The organism is Streptosporangium sp. NBC_01469 (assembly GCF_036227305.1).
GTDB lineage: Bacteria > Actinomycetota > Actinomycetes > Streptosporangiales > Streptosporangiaceae > Streptosporangium.
This window is the reverse complement of the sequence record NZ_CP109465.1, coordinates 2,227,467-2,253,322: the sequence shown is the minus strand read 5'-3', so window position 1 is coordinate 2,253,322 and position 25,856 is coordinate 2,227,467. Positions and strand designations below refer to the sequence as shown.

Annotated in this window: 29 protein-coding genes; 10 read left to right on the top strand and 19 right to left on the bottom strand. The window is 70.2% G+C overall.

The features are described 5' to 3' along the window. Window positions 1–86: 86 nt before the first annotated feature. Complete coding sequence (locus OG587_RS10205; protein WP_012887349.1) at window positions 87–326, top strand: BldC family transcriptional regulator; 240 nt, start codon at window positions 87–89, stop codon at window positions 324–326. Between the two features lie 235 nt (window positions 327–561). Here the strand turns inward: OG587_RS10205 and OG587_RS10200 are convergent, their stop codons facing one another. Then, window positions 562–801 (bottom strand): hypothetical protein, encoded by a 240-nt coding sequence (locus OG587_RS10200; RefSeq protein ID WP_329089060.1) that lies wholly within the window; start codon window positions 799–801, stop codon window positions 562–564. Between the two features lie 10 nt (window positions 802–811). Further along, window positions 812–1,648 carry a hypothetical protein gene (locus OG587_RS10195; protein WP_329089059.1) on the bottom strand — a complete coding sequence of 279 codons (837 nt, stop codon included), beginning with the start codon at window positions 1,646–1,648 and terminating at the stop codon, window positions 812–814. 113 nt (window positions 1,649–1,761) lie between these two features. Between OG587_RS10195 and OG587_RS10190 the strand changes: the two genes are divergently transcribed. Beyond that, on the top strand, window positions 1,762–2,061 hold the full coding sequence (locus OG587_RS10190) for a PLD nuclease N-terminal domain-containing protein (RefSeq protein WP_329089057.1): 300 nt from the start codon (window positions 1,762–1,764) through the stop codon (window positions 2,059–2,061). Between the two features lie 175 nt (window positions 2,062–2,236). On the opposite strand, the gene ccsA is transcribed toward OG587_RS10190, so the two are convergent. The 5 genes from ccsA to OG587_RS10165 are packed head-to-tail and all read right to left on the bottom strand — an operon-like array spanning window position 2,237 to window position 6,765. Beyond that, window positions 2,237–3,178: a cytochrome c biogenesis protein CcsA gene (ccsA, locus tag OG587_RS10185; protein ID WP_329089055.1), complete on the bottom strand. Its 942-nt coding sequence runs from the start codon at window positions 3,176–3,178 to the stop codon at window positions 2,237–2,239. Beyond that, window positions 3,168–4,703 (bottom strand): cytochrome c biogenesis protein ResB, encoded by a 1,536-nt coding sequence (gene resB, locus OG587_RS10180; RefSeq protein WP_329089053.1) that lies wholly within the window; start codon window positions 4,701–4,703, stop codon window positions 3,168–3,170. Before resB ends, ccsA begins: the two co-directional genes overlap by 11 nt. A gap of 35 nt (window positions 4,704–4,738) precedes the next feature. Beyond that, window positions 4,739–5,473, bottom strand: coding sequence for a cytochrome c biogenesis CcdA family protein (locus OG587_RS10175; RefSeq protein ID WP_329089051.1), 735 nt, complete (start codon window positions 5,471–5,473; stop codon window positions 4,739–4,741). Window positions 5,474–5,500: 27 nt separating this feature from the next. Beyond that, window positions 5,501–6,070 carry a TlpA family protein disulfide reductase gene (locus OG587_RS10170; protein ID WP_329089050.1) on the bottom strand — a complete coding sequence of 190 codons (570 nt, stop codon included), beginning with the start codon at window positions 6,068–6,070 and terminating at the stop codon, window positions 5,501–5,503. A gap of 56 nt (window positions 6,071–6,126) precedes the next feature. Continuing rightward, window positions 6,127–6,765 carry a histidine phosphatase family protein gene (locus OG587_RS10165; RefSeq protein WP_329089049.1) on the bottom strand — a complete coding sequence of 213 codons (639 nt, stop codon included), beginning with the start codon at window positions 6,763–6,765 and terminating at the stop codon, window positions 6,127–6,129. A 95-nt stretch (window positions 6,766–6,860) separates the two neighbouring features. Between OG587_RS10165 and OG587_RS10160 the strand changes: the two genes are divergently transcribed. Continuing rightward, window positions 6,861–7,727: a DMT family transporter gene (locus OG587_RS10160; protein ID WP_329089048.1), complete on the top strand. Its 867-nt coding sequence runs from the start codon at window positions 6,861–6,863 to the stop codon at window positions 7,725–7,727. Between the two features lie 100 nt (window positions 7,728–7,827). Here OG587_RS10160 and OG587_RS10155 read toward each other — a convergent pair whose 3' ends face one another. Next, window positions 7,828–8,835: a LysR family transcriptional regulator gene (locus OG587_RS10155; RefSeq protein WP_329089047.1), complete on the bottom strand. Its 1,008-nt coding sequence runs from the start codon at window positions 8,833–8,835 to the stop codon at window positions 7,828–7,830. 232 nt (window positions 8,836–9,067) lie between these two features. Here OG587_RS10155 and OG587_RS10150 point away from each other — a divergent pair, with 232 nt between their 5' ends. After that, window positions 9,068–9,673, top strand: coding sequence for a Uma2 family endonuclease (locus tag OG587_RS10150; RefSeq protein ID WP_329089046.1), 606 nt, complete (start codon window positions 9,068–9,070; stop codon window positions 9,671–9,673). A gap of 9 nt (window positions 9,674–9,682) precedes the next feature. Here the strand turns inward: OG587_RS10150 and OG587_RS10145 are convergent, their stop codons facing one another. The 3 genes from OG587_RS10145 to OG587_RS10135 all read right to left on the bottom strand — a co-directional run bounded on the left by OG587_RS10145 (window position 9,683) and on the right by OG587_RS10135 (window position 11,042). Then, window positions 9,683–9,880, bottom strand: coding sequence for a DUF397 domain-containing protein (locus tag OG587_RS10145; protein ID WP_329089044.1), 198 nt, complete (start codon window positions 9,878–9,880; stop codon window positions 9,683–9,685). A 68-nt stretch (window positions 9,881–9,948) separates the two neighbouring features. After that, window positions 9,949–10,185, bottom strand: a complete 237-nt coding sequence (locus OG587_RS10140; protein WP_329089042.1) for a DUF397 domain-containing protein — start codon at window positions 10,183–10,185, stop codon at window positions 9,949–9,951. Then, window positions 10,182–11,042: a helix-turn-helix domain-containing protein gene (locus OG587_RS10135; protein ID WP_329089039.1), complete on the bottom strand. Its 861-nt coding sequence runs from the start codon at window positions 11,040–11,042 to the stop codon at window positions 10,182–10,184. Before OG587_RS10135 ends, OG587_RS10140 begins: the two co-directional genes overlap by 4 nt. A 207-nt stretch (window positions 11,043–11,249) precedes the next feature. On the opposite strand from OG587_RS10135, the gene OG587_RS10130 reads away from it, so the two are divergent. Together OG587_RS10130 and OG587_RS10125 are read left to right on the top strand one after the other, a co-directional pair. Further along, window positions 11,250–11,537 (top strand): hypothetical protein, encoded by a 288-nt coding sequence (locus OG587_RS10130; RefSeq protein WP_329089038.1) that lies wholly within the window; start codon window positions 11,250–11,252, stop codon window positions 11,535–11,537. After that, entirely contained in the window at window positions 11,534–12,028 is a 495-nt protein-coding gene (locus OG587_RS10125; protein WP_329089036.1) for an ATP-binding protein, read from the top strand. Before OG587_RS10130 ends, OG587_RS10125 begins: the two co-directional genes overlap by 4 nt. 364 nt (window positions 12,029–12,392) lie before the next feature. On the opposite strand, the gene hemL is transcribed toward OG587_RS10125, so the two are convergent. From hemL to OG587_RS10090, 7 genes are all read right to left on the bottom strand, one after another. Then, the gene (gene hemL, locus OG587_RS10120; RefSeq protein ID WP_329089034.1) at window positions 12,393–13,691 is read right to left on the bottom strand and encodes a glutamate-1-semialdehyde 2,1-aminomutase; all 1,299 of its coding nucleotides are present in this window, start codon (window positions 13,689–13,691) and stop codon (window positions 12,393–12,395) included. Window positions 13,692–13,767: 76 nt separating this feature from the next. Further along, a complete protein-coding gene (locus OG587_RS10115; RefSeq protein ID WP_329089031.1) occupies window positions 13,768–14,409 on the bottom strand; it encodes a bifunctional DNA primase/polymerase in 642 nt (213 codons plus the stop codon). 192 nt (window positions 14,410–14,601) lie between these two features. Next, entirely contained in the window at window positions 14,602–15,588 is a 987-nt protein-coding gene (gene hemB / locus OG587_RS10110) for a porphobilinogen synthase (RefSeq protein WP_329089029.1), read from the bottom strand. Window positions 15,589–15,914: 326 nt separating this feature from the next. Continuing rightward, window positions 15,915–17,495, bottom strand: a complete 1,581-nt coding sequence (locus OG587_RS10105; protein WP_329089028.1) for a uroporphyrinogen-III synthase — start codon at window positions 17,493–17,495, stop codon at window positions 15,915–15,917. Continuing rightward, a complete protein-coding gene (gene hemC / locus OG587_RS10100) occupies window positions 17,492–18,412 on the bottom strand; it encodes a hydroxymethylbilane synthase (RefSeq protein WP_329089026.1) in 921 nt (306 codons plus the stop codon). The genes OG587_RS10105 and hemC overlap by 4 nt, the downstream gene beginning before the upstream one ends. Beyond that, a complete protein-coding gene (locus OG587_RS10095; protein WP_329089024.1) occupies window positions 18,409–19,749 on the bottom strand; it encodes a glutamyl-tRNA reductase in 1,341 nt (446 codons plus the stop codon). The genes hemC and OG587_RS10095 overlap by 4 nt, the downstream gene beginning before the upstream one ends. A gap of 67 nt (window positions 19,750–19,816) precedes the next feature. Next, the gene (locus OG587_RS10090) at window positions 19,817–20,524 is read right to left on the bottom strand and encodes a redox-sensing transcriptional repressor Rex (RefSeq protein ID WP_329089022.1); all 708 of its coding nucleotides are present in this window, start codon (window positions 20,522–20,524) and stop codon (window positions 19,817–19,819) included. Window positions 20,525–20,817: 293 nt separating this feature from the next. Here OG587_RS10090 and OG587_RS10085 point away from each other — a divergent pair, with 293 nt between their 5' ends. Beyond that, a complete protein-coding gene (locus OG587_RS10085) occupies window positions 20,818–21,066 on the top strand; it encodes a glutaredoxin family protein (RefSeq protein ID WP_329089021.1) in 249 nt (82 codons plus the stop codon). A 115-nt stretch (window positions 21,067–21,181) separates the two neighbouring features. Here OG587_RS10085 and OG587_RS10080 read toward each other — a convergent pair whose 3' ends face one another. After that, window positions 21,182–22,837 (bottom strand): antibiotic biosynthesis monooxygenase, encoded by a 1,656-nt coding sequence (locus OG587_RS10080; RefSeq protein WP_329089019.1) that lies wholly within the window; start codon window positions 22,835–22,837, stop codon window positions 21,182–21,184. Between the two features lie 421 nt (window positions 22,838–23,258). On the opposite strand from OG587_RS10080, the gene OG587_RS10075 reads away from it, so the two are divergent. From OG587_RS10075 to OG587_RS10065, 3 genes are all read left to right on the top strand, one after another. Then, on the top strand, window positions 23,259–23,903 hold the full coding sequence (locus OG587_RS10075) for a sigma-70 family RNA polymerase sigma factor (protein WP_329089017.1): 645 nt from the start codon (window positions 23,259–23,261) through the stop codon (window positions 23,901–23,903). A 226-nt stretch (window positions 23,904–24,129) separates the two neighbouring features. After that, window positions 24,130–24,717, top strand: coding sequence for a DUF5667 domain-containing protein (locus OG587_RS10070; protein WP_329089015.1), 588 nt, complete (start codon window positions 24,130–24,132; stop codon window positions 24,715–24,717). A gap of 223 nt (window positions 24,718–24,940) precedes the next feature. After that, window positions 24,941–25,840 (top strand): HAD family hydrolase, encoded by a 900-nt coding sequence (locus OG587_RS10065; protein WP_443075520.1) that lies wholly within the window; start codon window positions 24,941–24,943, stop codon window positions 25,838–25,840. Window positions 25,841–25,856: the final 16 nt, after the last annotated feature.

Genomic DNA, 25,856 nt, shown 5'->3' with positions numbered 1-25,856 from the left:
AACCCGTGATCTTTGTTGAAAACCACGGATAAATCAGGCTTCGCTCGGCACACTGGTTACCTGTCCGCCCGCTGGCAGGAAGCGGGATGCGAGGGGGAGAGATTGTGGAGAGTAGCAGCGAGCGTCTGCTGACGCCCGGAGAGGTTGCCGCCCTCTTTCGGGTCGACCCAAAGACGGTTACACGCTGGGCCGCGGCAGGCCGCATCAGCAGCATCCGTACCCCCGGAGGGCACCGGCGTTTCCGCGAGTCGGAAGTGCACGCCCTTCTGCGTGGAGAGGACGTCTTGACGGCCGAACGGCCGGCAGGCGAGTCCCCGCGCGTCTGACGGCTTAGGACGTCACACCATCGGTGATCCTGCGCGCCTTACCCGGAAGCCGCAGGGTCACCGTGGAGTCGTGTGAAATACGACACGATACGGACGGTGACCTCCCCCGTCACCGGGCCACCCGCCCCGCCGGGCCCGCCGCCGCGTTCCGCACCCGGAACCACCCGGCGCGCTCCGGCCCCCGCTCTCCCCGGTTCCGGCCCGCCCGGCCCCGAAGCCGGCCCGGCCGAAGCCTCTAGGTCTCCTGCTCGGCCTTGAAGGCGAGAAACTCCCGCTCCAGCTCGTCGTTCTCCTCCAGCCACCGTCGGCGCCGCTCGGCCCACTCCTCCTCGGTGAGCGACTCGGCCAGCCAGCGGTCGTAGTCGGGGTCCCCCGGAGAGATCTCCACGTAGGCGTTGCCGATCAGACGCCCGTCATCGCCGGCCAGGGTCTGCGGCACGCGCAGGGTCCCGTCAGCGAGCCTGACGACGTACATCCCAGATCACCTAGATTCCGTAGCGCCGGTTGAAGAACAACATGACGTTGAGCGCCATCCGCGTGTCGCCGCCCAGCATGTCGACGAGCGCGGGGCGCTGCCGGGAGACGATCGCGGCGAAGGCGTCGGCGAAGAACTCCTTGCGGCCCAGGTCGCCCGACTGCAGATGGAACCCCGAGGCCAGCACGGGAACGCACTGGGCGTACAGGGCGGCGAACTCCGGGGAGTCGGACACCCAGTCGCCGTGGGGGGCGTCCACGTCGTCCAGGGCGTGCCCGACCTCGTGCATCATCACGTCGGGGGTGGGCGAGGGCCGGTCTCCCACCACGATCTTGCGGTCGCCGTACGCCCCCGCGCAGACGTCCCACGTCGCCCGGCCCGAGGGGAGCGGCGCGCCGCGCAGGTATCCCATGTCGTCCAGGTCGGGCACCCCGCCCGCGCCGACGTAGATGCCGTCGAGGCCGTCGGCCAGCTTGTCCTTCAGCATGTCGGGCAGCCGCGCCAGGCTCTCCACCGCCCGTACGACCTCGGGGGGCGGTGCCTCCCGCCGCGAGTCCCACTGGCGGTGCAGGATGCGCTCCAGGCGCCCGCAGTGGCGCAGGCCGTCACCCAGGTCGGGGGTGTCGGGGGAGTTGGGCTGGGCCCGGGGACTCTCGTCGTCGAGCTCGAAGTCCTTCCAGGTGTACTGCGGGCGGTCGGCCACCGGGGCCGTGACCGTCCCGACCCGGCGCTCGGCCTCGCGGGGGACCTCACGCGGAGCCTCCCTGACGGCACTCTCCGCACGCGTGGCCGGACCCCGCTGCCACCACCGCCGTCGATGGCGGCCCTTGTCTCCCGAATGTGCCATCACACCCCCTGGGGAAGTGGCAACGGCTCCAAGGTACGGGGTGGGACCCTTGCCAGTCATCCGTAACGCGAGGCCGGACCGCAACCGGTCCCATGATGGCTTACAGTTCGGGCATGCCCCTGCTTGTCGGTCTGGCGATACTCGCCTTCTGGCTTTACTGCCTGTTCGACGTCATCACCACGCCGGACGAGGAGTCCAGGAACCTGCCCAAGCTCCTCTGGGTGCTCATCGTGGTGCTGATGCCGCTCGCCGGAGGAGTCTTCTGGCTGTTGCTCGGTCGGCCGACCGGCCCCAGGGCCCCCCGCTCCCTCCTGGCGGAGGACAGGCCGCCGCGCCCCGAGGCCCCGAAGGGCCCCGACGACGACCCCGACTTCCTCGAGGATCTCGACCGCCGTCTGCGCGACGACGACTGAGACAACGAGCGATCGATCGGCCGGTGTGGCCGATACAGACGTTACGGCCGCCCGAATTCTGATGCGGAAACCCTCGGGGAATCCGGCATGAAGAATCGACGAAAACCCCGGTCCCGGAATTCGATCGAAAATTCCGATGCGAAAATTCGGCCCGGGGAAATCTCGGCGTCGAGAATCAGCCGGGAACCTCGGCGTAGGAGTGCAGACCCCCGAGGAAAATGTTCACCCCGACCAGGTTGAACAGCAGGCAGGCGAAGGCGACGAGCTGCACGATCATGGCCGCCCTGCCCTTCCATCCCGCGGTGGCCCTGGCGTGCAGGTAGGCCGCGTAGGCGATCCAGGTGATGAACGCCCAGATCTCCTTGGGGTCCCAGCCCCAGTAGCGGCCCCACGCCTTGTCCGCCCAGAGCGCCCCGGCGATGACGGCGAAGGTCCAGATCGGGAAGCCGATCACGATGGCCCGGTGCGCGACCCGCTCCAGGTCCTGCCGGGACGGCAGCCGGACCGCGCTGTCCTTCCTGACCAGGTAGAGGATGCCGGAGACCCCGGCCACGATGAACAGCCCGCTGGCGACGATGGCCGCGGACACGTGGATCGCGACCCAGTACGAGTTCAGCGCCGGCACCACGGGACCGGCCTGCACGTGCAGGTACCGTACGGCGAAACCGAGCCCCAGGGCGGCGGCGACCGTGACGAACGCGCCCAGGAAGCGGACCGGGTAGCGGAGCTGCATGAACAGGAACGCACTCACCGCCGCGAAGCACATGGCGACCACGAACTCGTACATGTTGCCCCACGGCCACCGGTCCACGGCCAGGCCGCGGGTGAGGAGGGAGGCGAGGTTGGCGGCCCAGCCGAGCCAGCTCAGCCCGACGGCCACCGGCCCCGCCCACACCGCCCAGGCGGGGGGCGCCTTGGTCGCGGGACCGCCCTCGACGGGGGCGGAACCGGCGGCGGTGTCCAGGATGGGCTGGGCCGCGCGGGCCGACGCCCCCGCGGACCGGCCGAAGGCCAGGTCGAGGGCGTAAGCGATCATTGCGGAGACGTAGAGCAGCACCGTCGCCAAGATGAGCTGGTCGCTCAACGTGGCGAGGCCGGCGTCAACCTCAGCGGACATCCTTTACTCCTGAATTCGGAACTCCTGGGTTCAAGGCGGAGACGATCTCGGTGAACTCCTCGCTGAAATCGCCGCCCTCGGTGCGTGTGAGACCGCCCGCCTCGACCTGGCGGTTCTCGTGGATCCGCACCCATATCCTGCGGCGGCGGACGGTCAGGGTCAGCACCAGGCCGACGACGGCGAGGACCGAGGCCACGAACGCGGGCATCCGGCCCGGGTCGTGGGTGATCTGCAGGGCGATCCACTCCCTGACGCCGGTGAACTCGATCGAGCCCGCGCCGTTCGGGAGCGTGAGCTTCTTGCCGACCGCCAGCGGGTCGGCCTTCATGACCAGCGGCTTCATCTTCTTCAGGCTCGCCGGGTCGAGCTCGTAGACCGACTGCGGCCGGCCGTCCTTCAGGCCCAGGTCACCGGCGAAGGCACCGTACACCTGGGCGGTGGGGTTGGCCGCGCCGGGGAAGACCGAGACCCATTCTGAGCCCATCGGGACGGTCGTCGGCAGGAAGCCGACGAGGAGGCCGAGCTGCTCGGGCCGCGCGTCCGGGACCTTGATCACGCACTCGGAGGTGAAGGTGGCGGGCTGGACGACCAGGCAGGGCACCGGCCCGTCGAACGCGACCTGGCCCTTGCCGTCGGTGATCCTGAAGGTCGGCGCGTAGCCGTGGTCGATCAGGTAGCTCAGCGTGCCGTTGACGTCCAGCGGCTCGTTGACCTTCAGGACGTAGTCGCGCGGGGCGGCGCCGGGGGCGTCCTCGACCTTGAGCCTGGCCTCGTAGTCGAGGGCCTGGCCCGCCTTCTCGCCCTTCGCGATGTAGGTCGCCTGGAAGTCGTCGACGGTGAAGGAGAACGGCTCCAGCGACTCGGCGTTCACCTGCTGGCCGGGCATGTAGCGGTCGTAGGCGGCGACCGTGTTGGCGAACCCCTCGCCCTCCACGACCAGCACGTTGCCCCGGTAGCCGTACAGCGTCCCGGCGCCGACCGCGACCAGCAGGCCGAGCAGGGCCACGTGGAACAGCAGGTTGCCGGTCTCGCGCAGGTAGCCCTTCTCCCCGGCGACCCAGCCGGGACCGGTGGTCACCCGGAACCGCCTGGCGCGCAGCCTCGCGGCGGCCTCCTCGACGGTGAGATCGGCCTCGAAGGAGGCGTGCTGCGGCAGCCTGCCCAGGTTGCGCGGCGCCGCGGGCGGCTTTTTGCGCAGCTCCCGCAGGTGGGTCGCGGTACGGGGGAGCACGCAGCCGATCAGGGACACGAACAGCAGAAGGTAGATCGCGGCGAACCAGGGCGCCCTGAACACGTCGAACAGCCAGAACCTGTCCAGCCACTCGGCGAGCCGGGGGCTGTCGTCGAAGTACTGGAAGACCTTGGCGTCGGAGACGCCGCGCTGCGGCCAGATCGAGCCGGGGATGGAGCCCAGGGCGAACAGGAACAGCAGGATCAGCGCGGTCCGCATCGAGGTGAGCGTCCGCCAGAACCAGCGCGCCCACCCCACGACCCCGAGCCCGGCGGGCCGCCGCGCCTCGTTCACCGCTCGCTCCCCCGTCTTCGGGTCGACGGACACCATCAGATCACCGGCTCGAATCCGCCGACCCAGCCCTGCGTCATCGCGACGAGCTGCTCCCACAGCCCGGTGACGAGCAGCACGCCGACGACGACCAGCATGACGCCGCCCATCCGCGTGATCAGCTGCGAGTGCCGGCGTACCGCTTTGAACGTCCGCAGTGCCCTGCTGTACAGCAGCCCGGCCGCCACGAACGGCAGGCCGAGGCCGAGCGCGTACGCGAAGGCGAGCAGCGCGCCGCGACCGGCGCTGCCCTCGTTCAGGCCGAGGGTGAGCACGACCGCGAGGGTGGGGCCGATGCAGGGGGTCCAGCCCAGGCCGAACACCAGGCCGAGCAGGGGCGCCCCGGCCAGCCCGGCGGCCGGGAGCCGGTGGATGCGGAAGTCGCGCTGCAGGCCCGGGATGACCCCCATGAAGGCGAGGCCGAGCACGATCGTGAGGGCGCCCAGCACCCGCGTGATGATCCCGGCGTTGCCGAACAGGGCCGCGCCGAGGCCGCCGAAGAGCGCTCCCCCGGCTACGAACACGGAGGCGAAGCCGAGGACGAACAGCACGATGCCCGCGACCATGCGCCCCCGCCTGGGGTCGGCGCTCATGCCGGTCACGTACGACAGGTAGCCGGGGACCAGCGGCAGCACGCACGGCGACAGGAACGACACCAGCCCGGCCGCGACCGCGATCGGCAGCGCCAGCACCAGCGAGCCACCGGCGACGGTGCCCACGAGGTCGGCGCTCATGCCGGCCTCGGCCGTCGCCCGGAGCCGTTATCGCTCATCGCCGACCTTGGTCACCGCGTCGAGGAGGTCGTTGTACTTGACCGCGCCGAGGGCCCTGGCGGCGATCCGGCCCTGACGGTCGATGATCAGGGTGGCGGGGATGGCCGCGGGCGGGACCGTGCCCTGGAAGGAGAGCGCGACCTTGCCCGGCTGGTCGAAGATGCTCGGGTAGCCCGGCTGGTGGTTGCGTTCGAAGGCGAGCGCGTCGGCCTTGCGGTCCTTGAAGTCGACGCCGAGGAACTCCACGCCGTCCGCCTTCGTCTTGGCGTAGATGTCCTTGAGCGCCGGCGCCTCGGCCCGGCAGGGCGGGCACCAGGAGGCCCAGAAGTTGAGCACCACGATCTTGCCCTTGTGGGCCGCGAGGGACGCGGTGCCCCCGTCGAGGGTCTCCCCCTGAACCTGCGGGGCGACCTTGCGGTCCGCGGCCTGGAACAGGGTGATCTTACCGTCACCCGCCACGAAGCGGGTGTCGCCGGTCTGCGGCTGCGATCCCTGGTTTCCGGCGCATCCCGCCACGGCGATCAGCAGCACGGCGGCGGCGAAGGATTGTGCGCGCATGGGTGACGGAGGCTCCCTGTACTACAAGCGGTAGAGCAATCACTGTACCGGCGGGGTCAGGCGCCCGGCACAGTGGGGCGTTTGACGAGCGCCGCCGCGGGCTCGCTGTATCCGACGCTGATCAGACGGTTTCCCTCGAAGGAGAAGCTCGTCAGGCTGGCGAGACCGCACTGCCTGCGGCGCGGATCGTGCGGCAGGCGCCTACCCTCGGCCGCGAGCCTGATGGTCCAGATCGGGAGCTGGTGGCTGACCATGATCGCCTCATGCCCGCGCGCCGCGTCGCGGGCGGCGTCGATCGCGGCCCTCATCCGGCTGACCAGGTGGGTGTAGCGCTCTCCCCAGGAGGGGCGGAGCGGGTTCCACAGGTAGCGGTAGAAGCGCGGGTTGCGGAAGAGACCGTCGCCCCTGCCGAGGGAGAGGCCCTCGAAGATGTTCTCGGCCTCGATGAGGCGCTCGTCGACCGTGACGTCCAGGTGGAAGATCGCGGCGAACGGGGCCGCCGTCTCCTGGGCACGCTCCAGCGGCGAGGAGAACAGCGCGGTGACGTCCCGTCCGGCGACCGTCTTCGCCACCGTCTCGGCCATCTGGCGGCCGTTGTCGGAGAGGTGGTAGTCGGGAAGCCTGCCGTACAGGACGTTAGCGGGATTGTGCACCTCACCGTGGCGCAGGAGGTGAACGACGGTGGTCTCAGCCATGGTGTCGCCAGCCTACCGACAGGTATGGGTTGGTGGCCGGGCAGGTGGGCCACTCGGGTCGGGTGGGGCGGGATGGGGCAGGATAGGGTCACCGCGTGAGCCCCCTCGCGCTCGCCCTCGTCCTCTCCTCCGCCGTCGCCCACGCCTGCTGGAACCTGATGAGCAAGCAGGCGGCCCAGGCCGACGGCGTCGTCTTCGTCTGGATGGTGGCCGCGGCCTCCACACTGGTCTGGACCCCGGTCGCGGCGGGCTACCTCCTCCTCGGCGGCACCGGCCCCTCCTGGGCCGACCTCGGGGTGATCGCCGCGAGCACCACGCTGCACCTGGGCTACTTCATGCTGCTTCAGCGCGGCTACCGGCACGGCGACCTGTCGATGGTCTACCCGATCGCCCGCGGTACCGGGCCGCTGCTGGCCAGCCTGGTCGCCGTCCTGTTCCTGGGCGAGCGGCCGGGCCCGGTCGGTGTCGCGGGGATCCTGCTGGTCGGGGCGGGCGTCCTCCTGCTCGGCGCGGCGCGTCGGCCCAGCCGCCGGGACCTGGGCGGGATCGGGTTCGGGCTGGCCACCGGGCTGTTCATCGCGGCGTACACCGTCTGGGACAAGCAGGTCGTTAGCGTCTTCGCGGTCGCGCCGATCCTGCTCAACTACGGCGGCGACCTCGGCCGCACCCTGGTCCTGACCTCGCCGGTGCTCGGCTCCCGCCGCAGGGGCCTGATCCTGCACGTCTGGCACGAGCACCGGGCACAGGTACTGGGCGCGGCGGTGCTGATGCCGCTCTCCTACCTCCTGGCGCTGACCGCGTACACGTTCTCACCCATCAGCGTGGTGGCTCCGGTACGGGAGGTCAGCGTGCTCGTGGCGGTGGTGCTCGGCGGCAGGCTGCTGGCCGAGGGCGACCTGACCCGGCGGCTGCTGGCCGCCTGCGTCATCGTCGGCGGCGTGGTGACGATCGCCCTCGGCTAACGGCGCCGGACACCGAGGACCACCGGAGAAGCGAAGACCACCGGAGACCGGAAGCCGCCGGAGACCGGAGGTGAGCGGAGACCGGAGGCCGCCCGGGACGTCACCCGGAAACGACGGGACCGCCCGGGGCCACCGGAAAAACCGGGGAAACCGTCATCGGAGCCGCCACCGGGACCCCCACCGGCCCGGCGGGCTCGGACACGGGGCCGCGGAAGTCGGCGGAGACGGCCTTCAGCGCCTCGACCGCGGCGCGGATGGCCGGGCGGCGCGCGGCGTCGCTCCGCCAGAGCGCGTAGATCCTGCGCGTCGGGCGCGACCGGATCGGGACGACCCGCACCCCCGGCAGGACGAGGTCGCGGCCCAGCCTGGGGATGATCGCGCATCCCTGCCCCGCCGCGACGAGGGCGATCTGGGTCGCGTACTCGTCCGCCATGCAGGTGATCTCCGGCTCCAGCTCGGCCGAGCGCAGCGTGTAGACCAGCCAGTCGTGGCAGACCGTGCCGGGTGAGGAGCTGATCCACTGCTCCCCGGACAGCTCGGCGAGCTCGATCTCGGGACGATCCGCCAGCGGGTGGGACGCGGGCAGGATCACGTCGGCGATGTCGTCGAAGAGCGTGGCCCGGGACAGCCCCTCGGGGATCGCCACCGGGCGGTTCATCCAGTCCTGGATCACCGCGAGGTCGAGCTCGCCCCTGGCCACCTCGCGGACCTGCCGCTCCGGCTCGCGTTCCATCAGCTGGAGGCGAAGGTCGGGGTGGCGCCTGCGCAGCAGCGCGAGCGCGGCGGGCATCAGGCCCCGGGCCGCGGTGGGGAAGGCGCCGATGCTCAGCCGCCCCACGACCTCGCCGCGCAGCGCCTCGAAGTCGGCCTCCGCCGTCTCGACCAGCGCGAGGATGCGCTCGGCGTGGTCGGCGAGCAGCCCGGCCGCGTCGGTCAGCCGCACCCCGCGCCCGTTGCGCTCCAGCAGGACCGCGCCGGTCTCCCGCTCCAGCTTGGCCAGCTGCTGGGAGACCGCGGAGGGGGTCACCATGAGCGCCTCGGCCGCGGCGCCCACGGAGCCGTAGACGGAGACCGCGTGCAGGGCCTTGAGCCGGTTGAGATCCAACATGTAAGCAATCCTAAACGCGACCGGCAAGAAAGTCTCACTTGTGCTGAAATATCGCATGAAACGACGATTGCAGGACCTGATCATCTCTGGCGTCCTCTACACCGGCACCCGCGCTCGTTCTCTCCCTTCTTCGGCGTCTACTCCTTCCGCTCGCTCCGAAACGGGAGAGAATAGAACGAGGGCGACGGAGATGATCTGAATGAACACACCGAGTGACGGAGACGATGTTACGGTGACCGACGTGAGCGCCGCACTCGACTACTGGCCCTCCCCACCCCCATGGGGATGGACCTCCGACGATCTCGACAACCTCCCGACGGAGGGACCGAACGGCGAACCTGACTTCTTCAAGCACGTCGAACTCATCGATGGAGCTCTCGTCTTCATGTCCCCCCAGAAACGCTTTCACCAGCGCATGATCCGTCGTCTCACCGAGGCGCTGGACAGTCAAGCCCCGGAGCACCTGTCAGCGGTTGATCAGATGGACGTCAAGCTCGGCCACCGGATGCGCCCCTGCCCCGACGTCGTGGTCATCGACGCGAAGGCCGCCGATGACGACGAGCGGACGTTCTACACCCCCGGCGAGGTGCACCTCGCCGTCGAGGTGGTCTCCCCCGAATCCGAGGATCGCGACCGCAAGACCAAGCCGTCCCGCTACGCCGAGGCGGGCATCGCGCACTTCTGGCGGGTGGAGAACAACGGCGGCTCCCCCGTGGTCTACGTCTACGAGCTCGACCCCGCCACCCACGCGTACGCCCTCACCGGCATCCACCACGACCGGCTAACCGTCCCGGTGCCCTTCCCGATCACCATCGACCTCGGCGACCTGCCCAAGTAGGCACTCAGATCAGCCCAGGCCGTCGAACCCGCCGCCCTTGACACCCGCGACAAAGGCTCGCCACTCGTCAGGAAAGAAGACCAGCGCCGGGCCGTCAGTGTCCTTGCTGTCCCGGACAACCACGATTCCGGGCAGATTACGTGCGACCTCAACGCAGTTGTCCGTCGTTCCCTGACTACGCGAACTTTTCTGCCAGTTGGCATTCATCAGGCAGCACTGGGGCATCCGCGTTCCTCTTCCCCGCACTTGGAAATCTCCTCTGACCGGTCGCGCGGTCAGGAGCGTGTGTCGAAGTCTCCAGTCTTGACGCGGCCGAGGAACGCGGTCCAGTTACTCGGCGAGAACACAAGTGTGGCGCCACCGGGATGCTTGGAGTCGCGGACAGCGATCAGGCCCGACACGGAGGCGACCTCGACGCAGTCGGCACCACCGTTGCCACTGAGGCTGCTCTTACGCCACGTAGCGCGAGACAGGTCAGGAAGGTCTCGCGGCTCACGCTCTTCTACGCTCATGAAGTCGTCTCCTCTACGACCGCGCTCATCAGCGCGACGGACTCGTTCGGCGGCAGGGCGGCCGCGCGAAGGTGGTCGAAAATGAGTCTATACCTGCGTACTTCTTCTGGCTTTTCTAGATATAGGGAGCCCGTCAAGTACTCGACGTAGGCAACGCGGGTTTCCGAGGGTGGGGGAAACTCCAGGAGGTGGAAGGGGCCGAGCATTCCAGGGTGGGCGCCTCCGGCGAAGGGCAACACCTGCAGAGTGACACAGGCGAGTCGTCGCGCGTCGCGGAGTTTGAGAAGTTGCTCGCGCATGGTCGCCGGGCCACCGATGGCGTGCCGTAAAGCCGCTTCACTCATCACCGCCCATAGTTCTGGCGGGTTGGGCCGGGCAAGGAGCTTCTGTCTGGCCAAGCGCAGAGCGACGAGCCTGTCGATCTCCTCCTCAGGCATTCCAGGGTGGTCGGCTTCGATGACAGCACGCGCATACGCCTCGGTCTGAAGAAGGCCGGGGATCAATTGGGGTTGGTAGGTCTGGATTGTCGCGGCCTCGGCTTCGAGCCCGATGAAGACCTCGAACCAGGGCGATACCGCGTCCCCGTGAGCGTGCCACCATCCTCGCTTGCTCGCTTCACGCGCGAGGTCGAGTACGGCTTGAGTTTCGTCGTCGGCCGCACCGTACAGATCGAGGAGTTGAGCGAGGACCTTCTGGCGGATGGTGACTCTGCCGGTCTCGAAGCGACTGATCGTCGAATCGGAGCGGCCGATGCGCTCGCCCGCCTCAATGGCGGATACATTCGCACGCTCACGTAGCCGACGCAGTTCCATGCCGAGCTGCCGCCGCCGGACAGTAGGGCTCTGACCTTCGGTCATGTGTTCGCCTTCATGAGATTTCTACTGATTTGGCCTATCTCGCAAACCGAGCCTTCCATGAAGTTCCTTTCGTGCATATGCATTTGGGGTTGCATATGGGGCTGCAGAGACTGCATGCTCTGAGCATACGGTCGATGACACTCCGTAAACAGCAATGTCTCCGAAAGCGCAAGTGGGTCAGTTCGATCTGCAACGGAAGGAAGGGCTGTGAAGTCACGCGATCCGCAAGAGCAGTTCACTCACCTGGTACGGCTCGGCTGGGACCTACGGGGTCTGGGCTTGTGCACCTCGCTGGTGCTTCCTCAAACAGGGCAGCCGGTGCTGGAGGTCATGTCCGGCAGCGAAACCCGTGTCCGCATCACCGTCGTCCATCGCGCCTGCGGGTGGGTGTTCGTCTGGCGACCCTGGTGGGCCAGGGTGTGGCGGCCCGGCGAAGCGGTATGGGCCGAGGCCGACAACGCGGCCGACGTCATCGTCTCGGCGGCGATCGCGTGACCACGTACGGGCAGGTCGCCTGCCGCTACGAACGTCAACGGGCGGCCTCGGAGCGCTGGGCCGTGCTGCACCCGCTGGGTCACGCCGAGTTCGCGGGAACTGCCTGCTCCGTCGCGACTGTACGCACCTGGGCGCGACACCTCCTGAACGGGAGAGTCACCGACACCGCTCTCGACGACGTGGTGTTGCTGCTCAGCGAGGTCGTGACGAACTCCGTCGTCCACTCCGACTCCGGACGCACGGCCGGAGGGTCGGTGACCGTCTGCCTGGGTCTGGGCGGTGGCATGGTGCACGCCGAGGTGATCGACGACGGGGCGGCGACCAGCTTGCCCTTCGTCCGCGTGGCCGAACTCGACAGCGACGGCGGACGCGGCCTGCTCCTGGTGGAGGCCATGGCGGCCGGATGGGGTGTTCACCACGACACCGAGGCGGGCACCGCCGTCTGGTTCCACGTCGCGGCCGACGGCGTACTCTCCGACAGGACCGGATGAGCCTCGTACGGCGAGCGAGCCCTGGCGAGCGCCCCCTGCGCTCCTTTCCGCACGGGCGCTTCAGCTACGGCGCCAGGCTCCGAACGGCCCCGTACGGATCGCTTCAGCGTCCCAGAGCCCGATGGGCGGCCCGTAAGAAAGCGACTACGGTCTGCGGGGCGTACGGCGAGGCGGGTCGTGTGCGGAGGTGGGTGGGTGTTCCGGGCGGCTTATAAAAATCCGTAACCAGCGCGCCCGCCAGGCCGGAGGCCTGACACACCGGACGACCATCAACGACGGCCGCCCGGAGCACCCACCCACCGGAGCGCGAACCCACCCGGCCCTCAGCACCCACCGACCAGACAACAGACGAACAACCGCACTTTTAAGCGGAAGCCTGCGCGGCTGCCTTCGCGGCGGCGGGAAGGGCCTCGGCGATGCGGGAGAGGGCCTCGTCGTCGTGGGCGGAGGACAGGAACCACGCCTCGTACGCCGACGGCGGCAGGTAGACCCCCTGGTCGAGCATCGCGTGGAAGAACGCCCGGTAGGCGGCCGTGTCCTGCTTCTGGGCGGCTGCGAAGTCGGTGACCCGCTCGTCGGTGAAGAAAATGGAGAACAGGCTCCCGGCGCGCTGCAGGCGATGCGGCACCCCGGCCGCGGCCAGAGCGTCGGCGGCGGCGCGGCCGATGACCAGCGCCGCGGCGTCGACCCGGTCGTAGACCCCCTCGTCGCAGGCGCGCAGGGTGGCCAGGCCGGCCGCGCAGGCCAGCGGGTTTCCCGACAGGGTGCCCGCCTGGTAGACCGGCCCCTCCGGCGCGAGGTGGGCCATCACGTCCGCGCGCCCGCCGAACGCGGCGGCGGGCAAGCCACCGCCCATGACCTTGCCGAAGGTCATGAGGTCGGCGTCGACCGGGTCGAGCCCGTACCAGCCGGACTCCGACACCCGGAAGCCGGTGAGCACCTCGTCGACGATGAGCAGGGCGCCGTGCGCGGTGCACAGCTCGCGCAGCGTGGCGTTGAACCCCTCAAGCGGCGGGACCACGCCCATGTTGGCCGGGCACGCCTCGGTGATCACGCACGCGATGTCGGCACCGAAGGTCTGGAAGGCCTCAGTGACCGCCTCGACCGAGTTGTACGGCAGCACCACGGTGTCGGCGGCCGAGGCACCGGTCACGCCGGGGGTGTCGGGCAGACCGAAGGTGACCACGCCGGAACCGGCCGAGGCGAGGAGGGCGTCGACATGGCCGTGGTAACAGCCCGCGAACTTCACGATCTTGGACCGGCCGGTGAACCCCCGGGCCAGCCGCACGGCGGACATGGTGGCCTCGGTACCGGAGCTGACCAGGCGGACCTTCTCCACCGGCTCCACCCGGGCGACGATCTCCTCGGCGAGTTCGACCTCGCCGGGTGTCGCCGTACCGAACGAGGTGCCGTCGCGCAGCGCCTCCCGCAGGGCCTCGATCACGGCGGGGTGCCGGTGCCCGAGGATCATCGGCCCCCACGAGCAGACCAGGTCGACGTAGCGGTTGCCGTCGACGTCGATGATGTAGGGGCCCTGCCCCGAGGTCATGAAGCGCGGCGTCCCGCCGACGGCGCCGAAGGCTCGGACCGGGGAGTTGACGCCCCCGGGGACGATCTCGCGTGCGCGGGCGAACAGGGCCTCGGAGTTCTCAGTACGGCTCACGCCCTACAGGGTAGCCACCGGAGAAGGGGCCCCCGTCGGTACGGCCCGGAGAGCCTCAGAACGACCCGGAGAAGGCTCACTCGCAGGTGTCGGCGAGCCAGTCGAGGACGCGGAGCGGATCGGGCAGCGGACGTCCGTCGGGCGGGCGTAACCACGAGCCGGACCCGCCGGTCGGCAGGAGCGAGGGCGGGGCGAGGACGTAGCTGTCGCGGCAGTGCCAGCGCAGGCCGGGCATCTCCTCGATGGTGGACGGGCCGAAGTCGAGGGCGCAGGTCCACCACTCGTCCTCGTCGTCGGAGGCGTTCCTGGTGGCCACATAGAACAGGGCCCGGTCGCCGTTGACGGCGACCGGGCCCGAGGCTGCTCCGGCGGAGTCCATGTTCGCGAGGGTGGTGCGCCCCGCGGCGAGCGGTACGTCGAAGACGTCGAACACCCGCCCGGTGGGGAGGATCACGTTCGCCTCCGGCTCGTACCGCCACCAGTTGGTGAGCAGGGTCGGGTCGGTGGTGGCCTGCATCTGCCAGGCCCGCGAGAGCGGGTGGGCTCCCGGGTCGGGACAGCCGACGCGGTCGCAGGAGCAGGAGCGCGAACCGCCCTTCAGCGGCCTCGCGCCGGGACAGCTCGCCCAGCCCAGGGCGGCGTACTCCAGCACAGAGTTGATCATCTGCTTCGGATGGCCATGCCGTCTACTTCGACGAACCATCGGTACCCCGACCATTGTGTCCTCCGTCGTCCGCGCATCCCGCGTGCCACCCGGATGCGATCGACCTGTCCACACTCTGGTCCGTGGGAACGTCAAATACCCAGGGTTTACGCCACCTGGGACACATCCGCACCGGTTATCGCACTCTAACGCACACGCTTCTCCATCAAGCGACGAACCTCCAGTTCTCGGCACGTGCCGCCGGTCTCATCTCAGTTTCGCGGCCACCTCGGTGGCCCAGTAGGTGAGGATCATGTCGGCCCCCGCCCTGCGGATCGCGACCAGCGACTCCATGATCACCCGGTCCCGGTCGACCCAGCCGTTCGCCGCCGCGGCCTCGACCATGGCGTACTCGCCGCTGACCTGGTACGCCGCCACCGGCACGTCCACGGCGTCGCGCACCTGGCGCAGGATGTCGAGGTAGGCCAGCGCGGGCTTGATCATGACGGCGTCGGCGCCCTCCTCAAGGTCGAGCCTGACCTCGCGCAACGCCTCGCCGACCGGGCCCGCCGGGTCCTGCTGGTAGGCGTTGCGGTCGCCGAACCGAGGAGCGCACTCGGCCGCCTCGCGGAACGGGCCGTACAGCCCCGAGGCGTACTTGGCCGAGTAGGCCAGGATCGGGACCTGCTCGAAGCCGTCGCCGTCCAGTGCCGTCCTGATCGCCGCGACCTGGCCGTCCATCATGCCGCTGGGCGCGATGACCTGCGCCCCGGCCCGCGCCTGGGCCACCGCGATGGCCGCGTAGCGCTCCAGGGTGGCGTCGTTGTCGACCTCCCCGTCCGGGGTCAGGACGCCGCAGTGGCCGTGGTCGGTGAACTCGTCCAGGCAGGTGTCGGCCATCACGACCATCGCGTCACCGACGTCGGCGACCAGGTCGGCCACGGCCAGCTGGACGATTCCCTCGGGATCGTCGCCCGCTGAACCCCTGCCGTCCTTCACCGCGGGGATGCCGAACAGGATCAGCCCGCCGATCCCGGCCTCGGCGGCCTCGTGGGCGGCCTTGCGCAGCGAGTCGCGGGTGTGCTGGAACACCCCGGGCATCGAGCCGATCGGATTCGGCTCGGTGATGCCCTCCTTCACGAACATCGGCAGCACGAGCTCCGCCGGGTGCAGCCGGGTCCCGGCCACCATCCGGCGCATCGGTGCCGTACGACGGAGCCTGCGCGGGCGGGCGACAGGGAATTGGGCCGTCATTGGTGTCTCCCCCTCTCCCCGGCCGGTAGGGGACTGCGGGCCGGAGGAGCTCGGTTGTGTGTTCCTGGCTCGCCGCTCGGCGCGACGTGGTGCCCGATCAGCGCGGCGCCGATCGTGGTGCCCGACCAACGCGACGCGGTGCCGATCGTGATGCCGATCAGCACGGCGCGACGCCGGTCACGATGCCCGATCGGCGCGAGGCGATGCCGATCGTGGTGCCGACCGCGACGCCGACCGCGATGCCGGTCACGACCCGCGGCGCTCGTCCGGGGCCGTCGAACGCGGCCCGCCCGCCCGTCGTGCGCGGGCGGCGGCCACTTCCAAGGTTACTTCGCGCGGCGCCGGGCTCCCCGCCGGGTCTGCGAGGGCCTGCGGGGGGTGTCCCCCGCCACGACCGCGGCCTGCCTCTGCCTGGCACCATACTCCGCCAGCGCCGCCGCGAGGGCGGAAGCCGAAGGCTTGTCGGCCATGACGTCGACGCGGAGCCCGAACTCCTCGGCGGTCTTCGCGGTCTGCGGACCGATCACGGCGATGACCGTGACGTTGTGCGGCTTGCCCGCGATGCCCACGAGGTTGCGGACGGTGCTCGACGAGGTGAACAGCACCGCGTCGAACCCGCCGCCCTTGATGGCCTCGCGGGTCGGGGCGGGCGGCGGCGCGGCGCGGACGGTCCGGTAGGCCGTCACGTCGTCGCACTCCCAGCCGAGCTCGGTCAGCCCGGCCACGAGCGTCTCGGTCGCGATGTCGGCGCGCGGCAGCAGCACCCGGTTGATCGGGTCGAGCATCGAGTCGTACGGGGGCCACTCGGCGAGCAGGCCCTCCGACGACTGCTCGCCGGACGGCATCAGGTCGGGCTTGACGCCGAAGCTCACCAGCGCCCGCGCGGTGCTGTCGCCCACGGCCGCGACCTTGAGCCCGGCGAACGCGCGGGCGTCCAGGCCGTACTCCTCGAACTTCTCGCGCACGGCCTTGACCGCGTTCGCGCTGGTGAAGGCCACCCACTCGTAGCGTCCGGTGACCAGGCCCTTGATCGCGCGGTCCATCTGCTGCGGGGTGCGCGGCGGCTCGACGGAGATCGTGGGGACCTCCTCGGGCACCGCGCCGTACGAGCGCAGCTGCTCGACCAGGCTGGCCGACTGCTCCTTGGTCCTGGGCACGAGCACCCGCCAGCCGAACAGCGGCTTGGTCTCGAACCACGACAGCCGGTCACGCATGCCGACGGCCTCGCCGACCACGATCAGCGCGGGCTCGGTCATCCCCGCGTGCTTGAGATCGGGTGCGAGCCGGCCCAGCGTGGTCACCACGGTGTGCTGCTCGGTCGTGGTGCCCGCGCTGCTGACCGCCACGGGCGTCGAGTCGGGACGGCCCGCCGCGATCAGCGCCTTGCCGATCGGGACGGCCTCGGCGACGCCGTTGTAGATCACCAGGGTGCCCGCCCCGGTGGCGTACGCGGACCAGTCGTCGATCTGGGTCGCGTCCACGACCCGGAACTCGGGCACCGAGACCGCGGCGGGGATCCCCGCGTAGGTGAGCACCGCCGTCGCCGGCGGCACGCCGGGCACGATCTCGAAGTCCACCTCCGCCTTGGCGCAGACCGCGACCTCCTCGGTGATCGAGGAGAAGAACATCGGGTCGCCCGCGCACAGCCGTACGACGCCGCTGCCGCCCTTGGCGGCCTTGACGACCTTCAGCGAGACGGCGCCGTCCTCGGCCGCGTCGACGATCTCGACGTCCTCGCGGCAGTGGCGCAACAGCGGGCCGTACGCCTCCCGGTCGAGAATGACGACGTCCGCCCTGGAGAGCAGGTCGGCGCCGCGCAGCGTGAGCAGACCCTCATCACCGGGACCTGCGCCGACGAAGGCGACGAACCCGGACGGGCGCTCGAAGGTGGTACTTCCGGAGCTCAATGTGCTCGCTCCCCTATCAACGTGCCGGCCCCTTCCGCGATCATCTCGGCCGCGAGGTCGCGACCGAGATCCATGGGCGCGGAAGAGCTTCCGGCGGTGGACTTGCGCACCGCGCGCCTGCCGTCGACGGCGACGACGGCGGCGGTAAGGATCAGGTTGTGCCCGCTCTCGACCGAGTACGCGCCCACCGGGGCGGCGCACCCCGCCTCCAGGGCGTTGAGCACCGCGCGCTCGGCGGTGACCGCGGCGCGGGTGCGCGCGTCGTCGAGCACGCTCAGCAGCTCGATGAGGTCGGCCCGGTCGGAGCGGCACTCCACGGCCAGCGCCCCCTGCCCGGGGGCGGGCAGCATCTCCTCGACCTCGAAGATCTCGGAGATCTCGGCGCCGCGGCCCAGCCGGCCGAGCCCGGCGGCGGCGAGCACCACGCCCTGCAGCTCGCCGGAGGTCACCTTGCCGATGCGGGTGTCGGCGTTGCCGCGGATGGGCACGTAGTCAAGATCAGGACGGATCATCCGGAGCTGGGCGATCCGGCGCGGGGAGCCCGTGCCGATCGTCGCGCCGGGCGGCAGGTCGGCCAGCTTGGCGACGCTCACCAGGGCGTCCCTGGGGTCGTCGCGCGGCGGGATCGCCGCGATGACCACGCGCGGGTCGGGCGTGGTGGGCAGGTCCTTCAGCGAGTGCACCGCGAAGTCGATCGCGCCCTCGATCAGCTTGTCGCGCAGCGCGCTGACGAAGACCCCGGTGCCGCCGAGCTGCGTGAGGTCGGCCTTGGTCACGTCGCCGAAGGTGGTGACACCGACCAGCTCGACGGCCGTGCCGGTCAGCTCTGTGAGGCGAGCGGCGACCAGGCCCGACTGCGTCGTCGCCATGACGCTCCGCCTCGTCCCCAGCCGGAGCGGAGGGGAAACGCTGCTCACAGGCCTGCCTCCTTCTTGCTCGGCTCGGTGTTCTTACCCGGCTCCGGGTCGATCGTCTCGATGCGCCTCACCGCTTCGGGCACCTTCGGGTCAAGATTGAACAGCTCGCGCAGCGCCTCCGCGTAATGATCGCCCGCCGGGGACTCCGCCAGCTGCTTGACACGCACGGTGGGCTCGTGGAGCAGCTTGTCGACCACGCGCCTGACGGTCTGGGTGACCTCGTCCCTGACGCGTCCCTCAAGGTCGGGGACCCGCGCGACGAGCCGCCCGAGCTCCGCCTCGACCACCTGGGCCGCCTTGCTCCGCAGCGCCACCACGGTCGGCGTGACGCGCGCGGCGCGCTCGGCCGACAGGTAGGCGGTGACCTCCTCGGCGACGATGTCGCGCACGGCGGTGACCGCCTCGGCGCGACCGCCGTCGTCGGTGTCGGCGTCGGCCTCGCTCTTCTGCATGGTCTCCAGGTCGACCAGCGTCACACCGGGCAGCCGCCGTACGGCGGGGTCGATGTCGTGCGGCAGGGCCAGGTCCAGCAGGAACGTCTCGCGGGGGGTCACCATGTCGGCCGTGATGACCACGTCGGTGGCGCCGGTGCAGGAGATGACGAGGTCGGCCCCCGCCAGCTCGGCCACCAGGTCGCCGAATCCGGCGGCCCTGCCGCCGACCGTCTGCGCCAGCCGCACCGCGCGGTCGTGGGTCCGGTTGATCACCACGATGTCGGTGACGCCCGCCCGCTGCAGGGTCGCGGCCGACAGGGCGCTCATCGAGCCCGCGCCGACCACCAGGGCCCGCTTCCCCTGGAGGGGACCGAGGACACGCTCGGCGAGGGTGAGCCCCACCCCGACGAGGGAGGCGCCCGCCCGGTCGATGCCGGTCTCGGTGTGGGAGCGCTTGCCCACCCGCAGTGACTGCTGGACGAGCTCGTTGAGCGTCGGGCCGAGCGTGCCCTCCTTCTGGGCGAGCCTGAGCGCCGAACGCACCTGGCCGAGGATCTGACCCTCTCCCGCGACCATCGAATCGAGACCGGAGCCGACCGAGAACAGGTGCTCGACGGCGCGGTCCTCGTAGTGCACGTAGAGGTGGGAGGCCAGCTGCTCCATGGGAACGCCGGAGTGGGTGCTGAGCAGCCGGGAGAGCGAGGTCACCGCGGCGTGGAACCGGTCGACCTCGGCGTAGACCTCGACCCTGTTACACGTCGAAACGATCATGGCCTCGGCGACGTGGACGTCCTGCTGGACGTCCCGGAGCAGCTTCACCAGCGACTCCCCGGAGACGGAGACCCGTTCCAGCAGGGCCACCGGTGCCGTCCGGTGGCTCAGGCCGACGACGAGAACGCTCATCGGCCCTCCCCCGCCTTCCGGTCACTCCGGGAGACCCCGTGCCCGCCGGCTCGTGCGCCGTGCCTCTTCACAGGTCCACCGCCTCGGGCCACTCCTCGGCCATCGCGGGCCCCCCAGTCATCCGATCCGCCTTGCGTTGCTCGTGGAACGCCAAGATCTGCAGTTCTATCGATAGGTCGACTTTACGGATATCCACGCCTTCTGGCACAGAAAGGACAACGGGGGCGAAGTTCAGGATGCTGGTGACCCCCACGGCGACGACCCGGTCGGCCACCTGCTGGGCCGCCACGGCCGGTGTCGCGAGCACCACGATCGACACTCCCCGCCGTCTTATCACGGCTTCCAGCTCGTCGATGTGCTCCACATTCAATCCCGCTATGTGGTCGCCCACCACTTCGGGGTCCGCGTCGAGCAGCGCCGCGACCCTGAACCCGCGGGAGACGAACCCACCGTAATTGGCGAGCGCACGCCCGAGGTTACCCACTCCGACGATGGCGACGGCCCAGTCCTGGGTGAGGCCCAGCTCACGGGAGATCTGGTAGATGAGATATTCGACGTCGTAACCGACCCCGCGGGTCCCGTACGACCCCAGGTGGGAGAGATCCTTGCGAAGCTTGGCCGAGTTGACACCCGCCGCGACGGCGAGGTCCTCCGAGCTCACGGTCGCCAGGCCACGCTCGGCCATGCCGTTCAGCGCTCGCAGATAGAGCGGCAGCCGGGCGACGGTCGCCTCGGGGATGCCGCGTTCGCGGGCTTGGGACAGACGGCGGATCACGTGCCGGAACTCCAGGGGGACAGGCGGCCGGCGCGGCCCGGACGCGACGGATGACGAGGTGAAACCACTGTCATTCAGGTTAGTCCTTTTGTGAACCGATGCACAAAGTGAGTGTTCACAATCTTGGCCGCGTCCCCCTCCGGTCCGCCGTCCGCCCCCTCACCAGGCCCTGGACCTGCGCCTTCGTCGGGCGCGGGCACCGTCGTCGCCGGGCTTTTCCGTCCGAGGGACCGGATCTTCGCCCTCTGTGGCGAGGACCGGCGCGGCGCCGCGATTCGGCTACCGTGGCGGTCATGTCACCGCGAGACCATCGCATCACCCTGCTCGGCAAACCCGGTTGCCACCTGTGCGACGACGCGCGGGCGGTGATCGAGCGGGTCGCCACGGAGCTCGGCGTCCCGTGGGAGGAACGCGACATCACGGCCTCCGAGGAGGACCAGGCCCGCTACTGGGAGATGATCCCGGTCACCCTCGTCGACGGGGTGCAGCACGACTTCTGGCGCGTCGACGAGAGCCGCCTCCGCGCCGCCCTCGGCGCCTGAGCCGGGAAGCTCCTCCCCTACGGCACTCGCGGGCCGTGGCGGGTGACCGGCCGTCACCGTGGGGACGTCGTCTCCGGCGCGCGGACGGCCACCCACCGGGCCGCCCGCGCCGCGCTCACAGCCTGAAGGCCGTCGGGAGCGGCATCACCTTCGCGGCGTTCACGGTGAGTTCGATCACATTGGTGGCGAGCACCATCACCTGGCGCTCGGTGACGAACCGCTGCGTGTGGGACTGGCGCTGGTGGTCGGTGTAGGCGACCTCGTCACGGTAGAGCTCGTAGACGATGCGCTGGAGAGGCGCCGACTTCACCGAGTGGCAGGTGTAGACGAGCGTGTCCGGCTCGGAGCGGCGCACCGCCTCGACGGTCTCCTCCGCGAGCTGGTCGAACCTCTCGCCGGTGCCGTCGAGCAGGGTGAAGACGGTGAGCAGGCCGAAGATGCTCGGCGAGGGACGGTTCGAGCCACCCGGCAGGTCACCGGCGCCACCCGGCATTCCCGGCCCGCCCTGATACCGGCCACCGGCCGGGGGGGCGGCGCCGAACGCCTGGTCGTAGCCCGGGGAGCCCCCCCGGTCATAGCCCCGGGAGCCTCCGCGCCCCTGCTCGGAGCCCGGGGAGGGCGCGCCGCCGAAGGCCTGGTCGGCGGGCATGGGCTGGAGACTGCCCGACCTGCCGGGGCCGGGCACGCCCGGCATGCCGAACTCACCGGTGCCGGGCCCCACGGGCCTGCCGAACTCGCCGGGCCTGCCGAACTCTCCGGCGCCTCCGGGCCTGCCGAACTCTCCCGTGCCTCCCGGCCTGCCGAACTCGCCGGTGCCCGGCCCCGGCTGCCTGCCGGAACCCGCGGCGCCGTGCCTGCCGAACTCGTGGGCCGGGATGTTGTACTCGCCGGTCGCGGGGCCCGCGGTCGGCATGCCGAACTGGCCGGTGACCGGTGGCGGCGGCTGCCTGCCGGGATCACCGGCGCGCCTGCCGGGGTCACCGCCGGGCGGCTGGTCGGCGGACGGCATTCCGTACTCACCCGCCATGAACATCCCCGTGGCGGGGCCGCCGAACCTGTCGTCGCCTGGGGAGGGTTGCTGCCGCATGCGCGCAGCGTAGTCGACGTCCTGCTCGCCCGCCCGGTACTCGGCCACGAGATCACCGAGGCCGGAGCGGCGGGGTGCCTCCTCGGCCAGAGCGCGGGCGGGGGGATTCTCCGGGGTCACGCGGCGGCCGGCGACCTGCACGTCACGGGGCTGGTACTCGGGGGGGCGGGGCCGCGGGGGGTTGTTCTCCCAATCGTCGTCCGCGTCGTCCGTGTCCTCGTCCTCGTCCTCGTAGGGCGCGAGCGGGCGGAGCATGACGTACCAGACCGCGGCGGCGGTGATGAATAGCAGGAGCGCGGTGAACATCCCGGGCACCGCGAAGCTGACGGCTCCGACAAGGGCGAGGCCGGTGGGGCCGAGCACCAGGAGCGCGTGCATGTTGTCGGCGTCGTAGTCGTCACCGCCGCGCCAGCGGGCGACCGCGAGCAGCAGCCCGCCCAGCAGCGCGAGCGCGACGATCACGTGGACGGCCGTGAGCAGGTAGCTCGGGGGCAGGCCCCAGTGGCGGCTGCCCAGCGGGAGGACCTTGGCGAAGTCCTTCTCCAGCAGGACCGGGTCGACCGCCAGGATCACCGTGGCGATGACGGTGAGGGCGATCCCCAGGAGCCAGGAGGAGAACCTGGCCGCGCCCTTGCGGGCCAGCAACTGAATGACCCCGACGGCGAGCCACAGGGGCGCCAACATGGATCCGGTCAGTTGATAAATACGGAATGTGCCCGCCCCAAAACCGATCAAGTAACCAGTGGCGATTACTCCGAGTGAGACGGAGAGAGACGCCGTCGTGATACTCCAGGCGATCAGCCAGCCCTTGGGCTCACTACGGAGGCGACTGACGAGAGCACCGGTGGCGATGGCTGCGAGCAATGCACCGGCGAAGGCGATGACAGCGACGAGGACTTCCATGGTGTCTCCAATGCTGCCGGACATTACCCCCTAACCGGTAGCCGAACCCTAGGTTGGCTCCCGGAGCCGGTCTGAAACAACCGACCCCACACCGTATCCGGCGATTACCCCCAGTCACGACGCTTCAAAGTGGATTGTGGAATTACCCGTTGATTTCTAGAGTGATCGAGCACGCCGCACCCCCTCCCCTCAGGGATACCGGATGCCTGAAACGTGGCCGCTCGCCGGGCACCTCCCCGCGAAAGCCGGGGTAGCCCAGCCCGTCCGCAGTAGTGACCTCACCGTGCGTGAGGATGCCTCCGAAGAACTCCGGAGGCTTGTTTTGCGTGCCAAAACCGGAGACTCGGATGCTTTTGGCACGCTCTATGATCGTTACCTCACCCTGGTGTACCGCTACGTCTACTTCCGGGTCGGCTCACACCCGCTGGCCGAGGATCTCACGAGCGAGACCTTTCTCCGCGCGCTCCGCCGGATCACGGACTTCACGTGGCAAGGGCGTGATTTCGGGGCCTGGCTCGTGACCATCGCGAGGAACCTGATCACCGATCACTTCAAGTCCGGCAGGTACCGCCTTGAGGTCACGACGGCCGAGGTGATCGACACACCGCTCGACGGCCCGCACATCCCGGAGAACGCCGTCGTCACCGCGATGATCAGCGACCGGGTGCTCACCGCCGTCCGCGACCTCGGCCCCGAGCAGCAGGAATGCGTGGTGCTGCGCTTCCTGCACGGCATGTCACTGGCGGAGACCGCGCTCATCATGGGCAAGAAGAGCGGCGCCATCAAGGCGCTCCAGTTCCGCGCGATCCGCGCCCTGGCCCGCGCCCTGCCCTCGGACCTCAGCTGACATCGGCCCGATCGGTGCCGGCCTCGGCCGCCACGCCCGGAACGATGTTCCCCATGCCGATGTGGCGCAGCGCGTAACCTGCCGTGCCGAGTCGTCGTTAGGCAAGTGACACCGATGGATCATGAGCTGGGGGCGGCAGGGAGCGTTCATGGGGAAGTGGCTGCCCGGACTCTCATGGAGGTCGCAGACGCGCATCCAAAACCGGGTGTCACGGCTGGGAGCCCGCATGACGGCCGGCCCCCGGCCCGAGTTCAACGCCAGGCTCCGTGAGCAGCTCACCCGGCCCCCTTCCGGAGAGGACGTCCCCGAGCGCCCCCCGGTGGGGCCCCGCCACTCCCGGCGGAGATCCCGGGTGGGGCTGTTCCCACAGTTGCTCAGCGTCGCCCTGGTGGCCGCGATGGTCGTATCCGGGATGTGGACCTACCGGTCGATGCCCGGTGACACCTTCTACCCGCTCAAGCGCGCCGCCGAGAGGACGCTGTTCCACCTGAGCAGCGACGACGCCGAGCGGGCCGACCGCTCCTTCGGCTACGCCGAGACCCGTGCCCTGGAGGTCAAGGAGCTCCTGGGCTCCGGCGAGCGCGAGGAGGTGATCGGGGAGACCCTCCAGGCCATGGAGGACACCACGCGTTCCGCGGTGACCTCCCTCAGGCAGATACGGCGCCGTGACTCCGCCCGCGCCAAGGAGCTCAAGCGCTTCGTCCAGAAACAGCGCACCCAGATCGCCGGGATGATCCCCAAGATGGGCGCCGAGAACCAGCGCAAGGCCCACGTCTACCTCAACTACATCGAGGGCCTGGCCCCACCCGAATAGCCGCTCCCGGACGAACCCGGCCTCGCCCTCCCGGACCGCCACGGGCGGGAACCCGGCGACCGTCCCGTCCGCGGCGTCCCTCACCGCGACGCCGAACCCCGGAAACCCGGCCCCGCCGGGCTCGCGCGACGCCGTACGACCGTCGTACGACGCCAAGACGTCACATCCGGCTAACACGGACGCTACCGATCTCACCCCCCTGTCATGGTTAAGCTGAGGTGCTATGAGGCGGCTACTACGACGGCGGGACGAAGCGGGAACGGCCGGGCAGGCGACGGTCGGGGAGATCGCGGCCGGGGAGGTCGCGGCCGCGGCCGCCGTCGCGATGCCGATGGCCGAGCCCGACCCGGTGTCCGCCGCCTTCTTCGACGTCGACAACACCATGATGCGCGGCGCCTCCATCTACCACTTCGCCCGCGGCCTCGCCTCCCGGGGGCTGTTCACCAGCAGGGATCTGTTCAGGTTCGCGCTCGGCCAGATGGTCTTCCGGATCCGCGGCGACGAGAACCCCGCTCACATCGAGGAGGCGAGGGAGACCGCGCTGGCGTTCGTGGCGGGCAACAAGGTCGAGGAGATCGTCCGGCTCGGTGAGGAGATCTACGACGAGGTGATGGCCGACCGCATCTGGGCGGGCACCCGCGCCATCGCGCAGGCACACCTCGACGCGGGCCAGCGGGTCTGGTTGGTCACCGCGACCCCGGTGGAGCTGGCCCGCGTGATCGCCCAGCGCCTCGGCCTGACCGGCGCGCTCGGCACCGTCGCCGAGACCGAGAACGGCGTCTACACCGGCCGCCTGGTCGGCGACCTGCTCCACGGCCCCGCCAAGGCGGAGGCCGTCAGGGCCCTGGCCCGCCGGGAGGGCCTCGACCTGTCCCGCTGTTCCGCCTACAGCGACTCGGCCAACGACCTGCCCCTGCTCTCCCTCGTCGGCCACGCCACCGCGATCAACCCCGACGCCGAGCTGCGCGACTTCGCCCGGCAGAACAGCTGGGACATCAAGGACTTCCGTACGGGACGCAAGGCGACCATGATCGGCCTGCCCATCGCGGCGGGCGCGGGGGCCGTCGCGGGCGGCATCGCCGCCGCCGTCGCCCTGCGCCGCCACTACCGCTCCGGCCGCTGAGACTCCCCGCGCGGTA

What these genes read in the sequence shown, in the direction of transcription:
- OG587_RS10205 (WP_012887349.1), top strand. Translation starts at nt 87, where the DNA reads ATGCGAGGGGGAGAGATTGTGGAGAGTAGCAGCGAGCGTCTGCTGACG.
- OG587_RS10200 (WP_329089060.1), bottom strand. Translation starts at nt 801, where the DNA reads ATGTACGTCGTCAGGCTCGCTGACGGGACCCTGCGCGTGCCGCAGACC.
- OG587_RS10195 (WP_329089059.1), bottom strand. Translation starts at nt 1,648, where the DNA reads ATGGCACATTCGGGAGACAAGGGCCGCCATCGACGGCGGTGGTGGCAG.
- OG587_RS10190 (WP_329089057.1), top strand. Translation starts at nt 1,762, where the DNA reads ATGCCCCTGCTTGTCGGTCTGGCGATACTCGCCTTCTGGCTTTACTGC.
- ccsA (WP_329089055.1), bottom strand. Translation starts at nt 3,178, where the DNA reads ATGTCCGCTGAGGTTGACGCCGGCCTCGCCACGTTGAGCGACCAGCTC.
- OG587_RS10175 (WP_329089051.1), bottom strand. Translation starts at nt 5,473, where the DNA reads ATGAGCGCCGACCTCGTGGGCACCGTCGCCGGTGGCTCGCTGGTGCTG.
- OG587_RS10170 (WP_329089050.1), bottom strand. Translation starts at nt 6,070, where the DNA reads ATGCGCGCACAATCCTTCGCCGCCGCCGTGCTGCTGATCGCCGTGGCG.
- OG587_RS10165 (WP_329089049.1), bottom strand. Translation starts at nt 6,765, where the DNA reads ATGGCTGAGACCACCGTCGTTCACCTCCTGCGCCACGGTGAGGTGCAC.
- OG587_RS10155 (WP_329089047.1), bottom strand. Translation starts at nt 8,835, where the DNA reads ATGTTGGATCTCAACCGGCTCAAGGCCCTGCACGCGGTCTCCGTCTAC.
- OG587_RS10145 (WP_329089044.1), bottom strand. Translation starts at nt 9,880, where the DNA reads ATGAATGCCAACTGGCAGAAAAGTTCGCGTAGTCAGGGAACGACGGAC.
- OG587_RS10140 (WP_329089042.1), bottom strand. Translation starts at nt 10,185, where the DNA reads ATGAGCGTAGAAGAGCGTGAGCCGCGAGACCTTCCTGACCTGTCTCGC.
- OG587_RS10135 (WP_329089039.1), bottom strand. Translation starts at nt 11,042, where the DNA reads ATGACCGAAGGTCAGAGCCCTACTGTCCGGCGGCGGCAGCTCGGCATG.
- OG587_RS10115 (WP_329089031.1), bottom strand. Translation starts at nt 14,409, where the DNA reads ATGGTCGGGGTACCGATGGTTCGTCGAAGTAGACGGCATGGCCATCCG.
- hemB (WP_329089029.1), bottom strand. Translation starts at nt 15,588, where the DNA reads ATGACGGCCCAATTCCCTGTCGCCCGCCCGCGCAGGCTCCGTCGTACG.
- OG587_RS10095 (WP_329089024.1), bottom strand. Translation starts at nt 19,749, where the DNA reads ATGAGCGTTCTCGTCGTCGGCCTGAGCCACCGGACGGCACCGGTGGCC.
- OG587_RS10085 (WP_329089021.1), top strand. Translation starts at nt 20,818, where the DNA reads ATGTCACCGCGAGACCATCGCATCACCCTGCTCGGCAAACCCGGTTGC.
- OG587_RS10080 (WP_329089019.1), bottom strand. Translation starts at nt 22,837, where the DNA reads ATGTTGGCGCCCCTGTGGCTCGCCGTCGGGGTCATTCAGTTGCTGGCC.
- OG587_RS10075 (WP_329089017.1), top strand. Translation starts at nt 23,259, where the DNA reads ATGCCTGAAACGTGGCCGCTCGCCGGGCACCTCCCCGCGAAAGCCGGG.
- OG587_RS10070 (WP_329089015.1), top strand. Translation starts at nt 24,130, where the DNA reads ATGACGGCCGGCCCCCGGCCCGAGTTCAACGCCAGGCTCCGTGAGCAG.
- OG587_RS10065 (WP_443075520.1), top strand. Translation starts at nt 24,941, where the DNA reads ATGAGGCGGCTACTACGACGGCGGGACGAAGCGGGAACGGCCGGGCAG.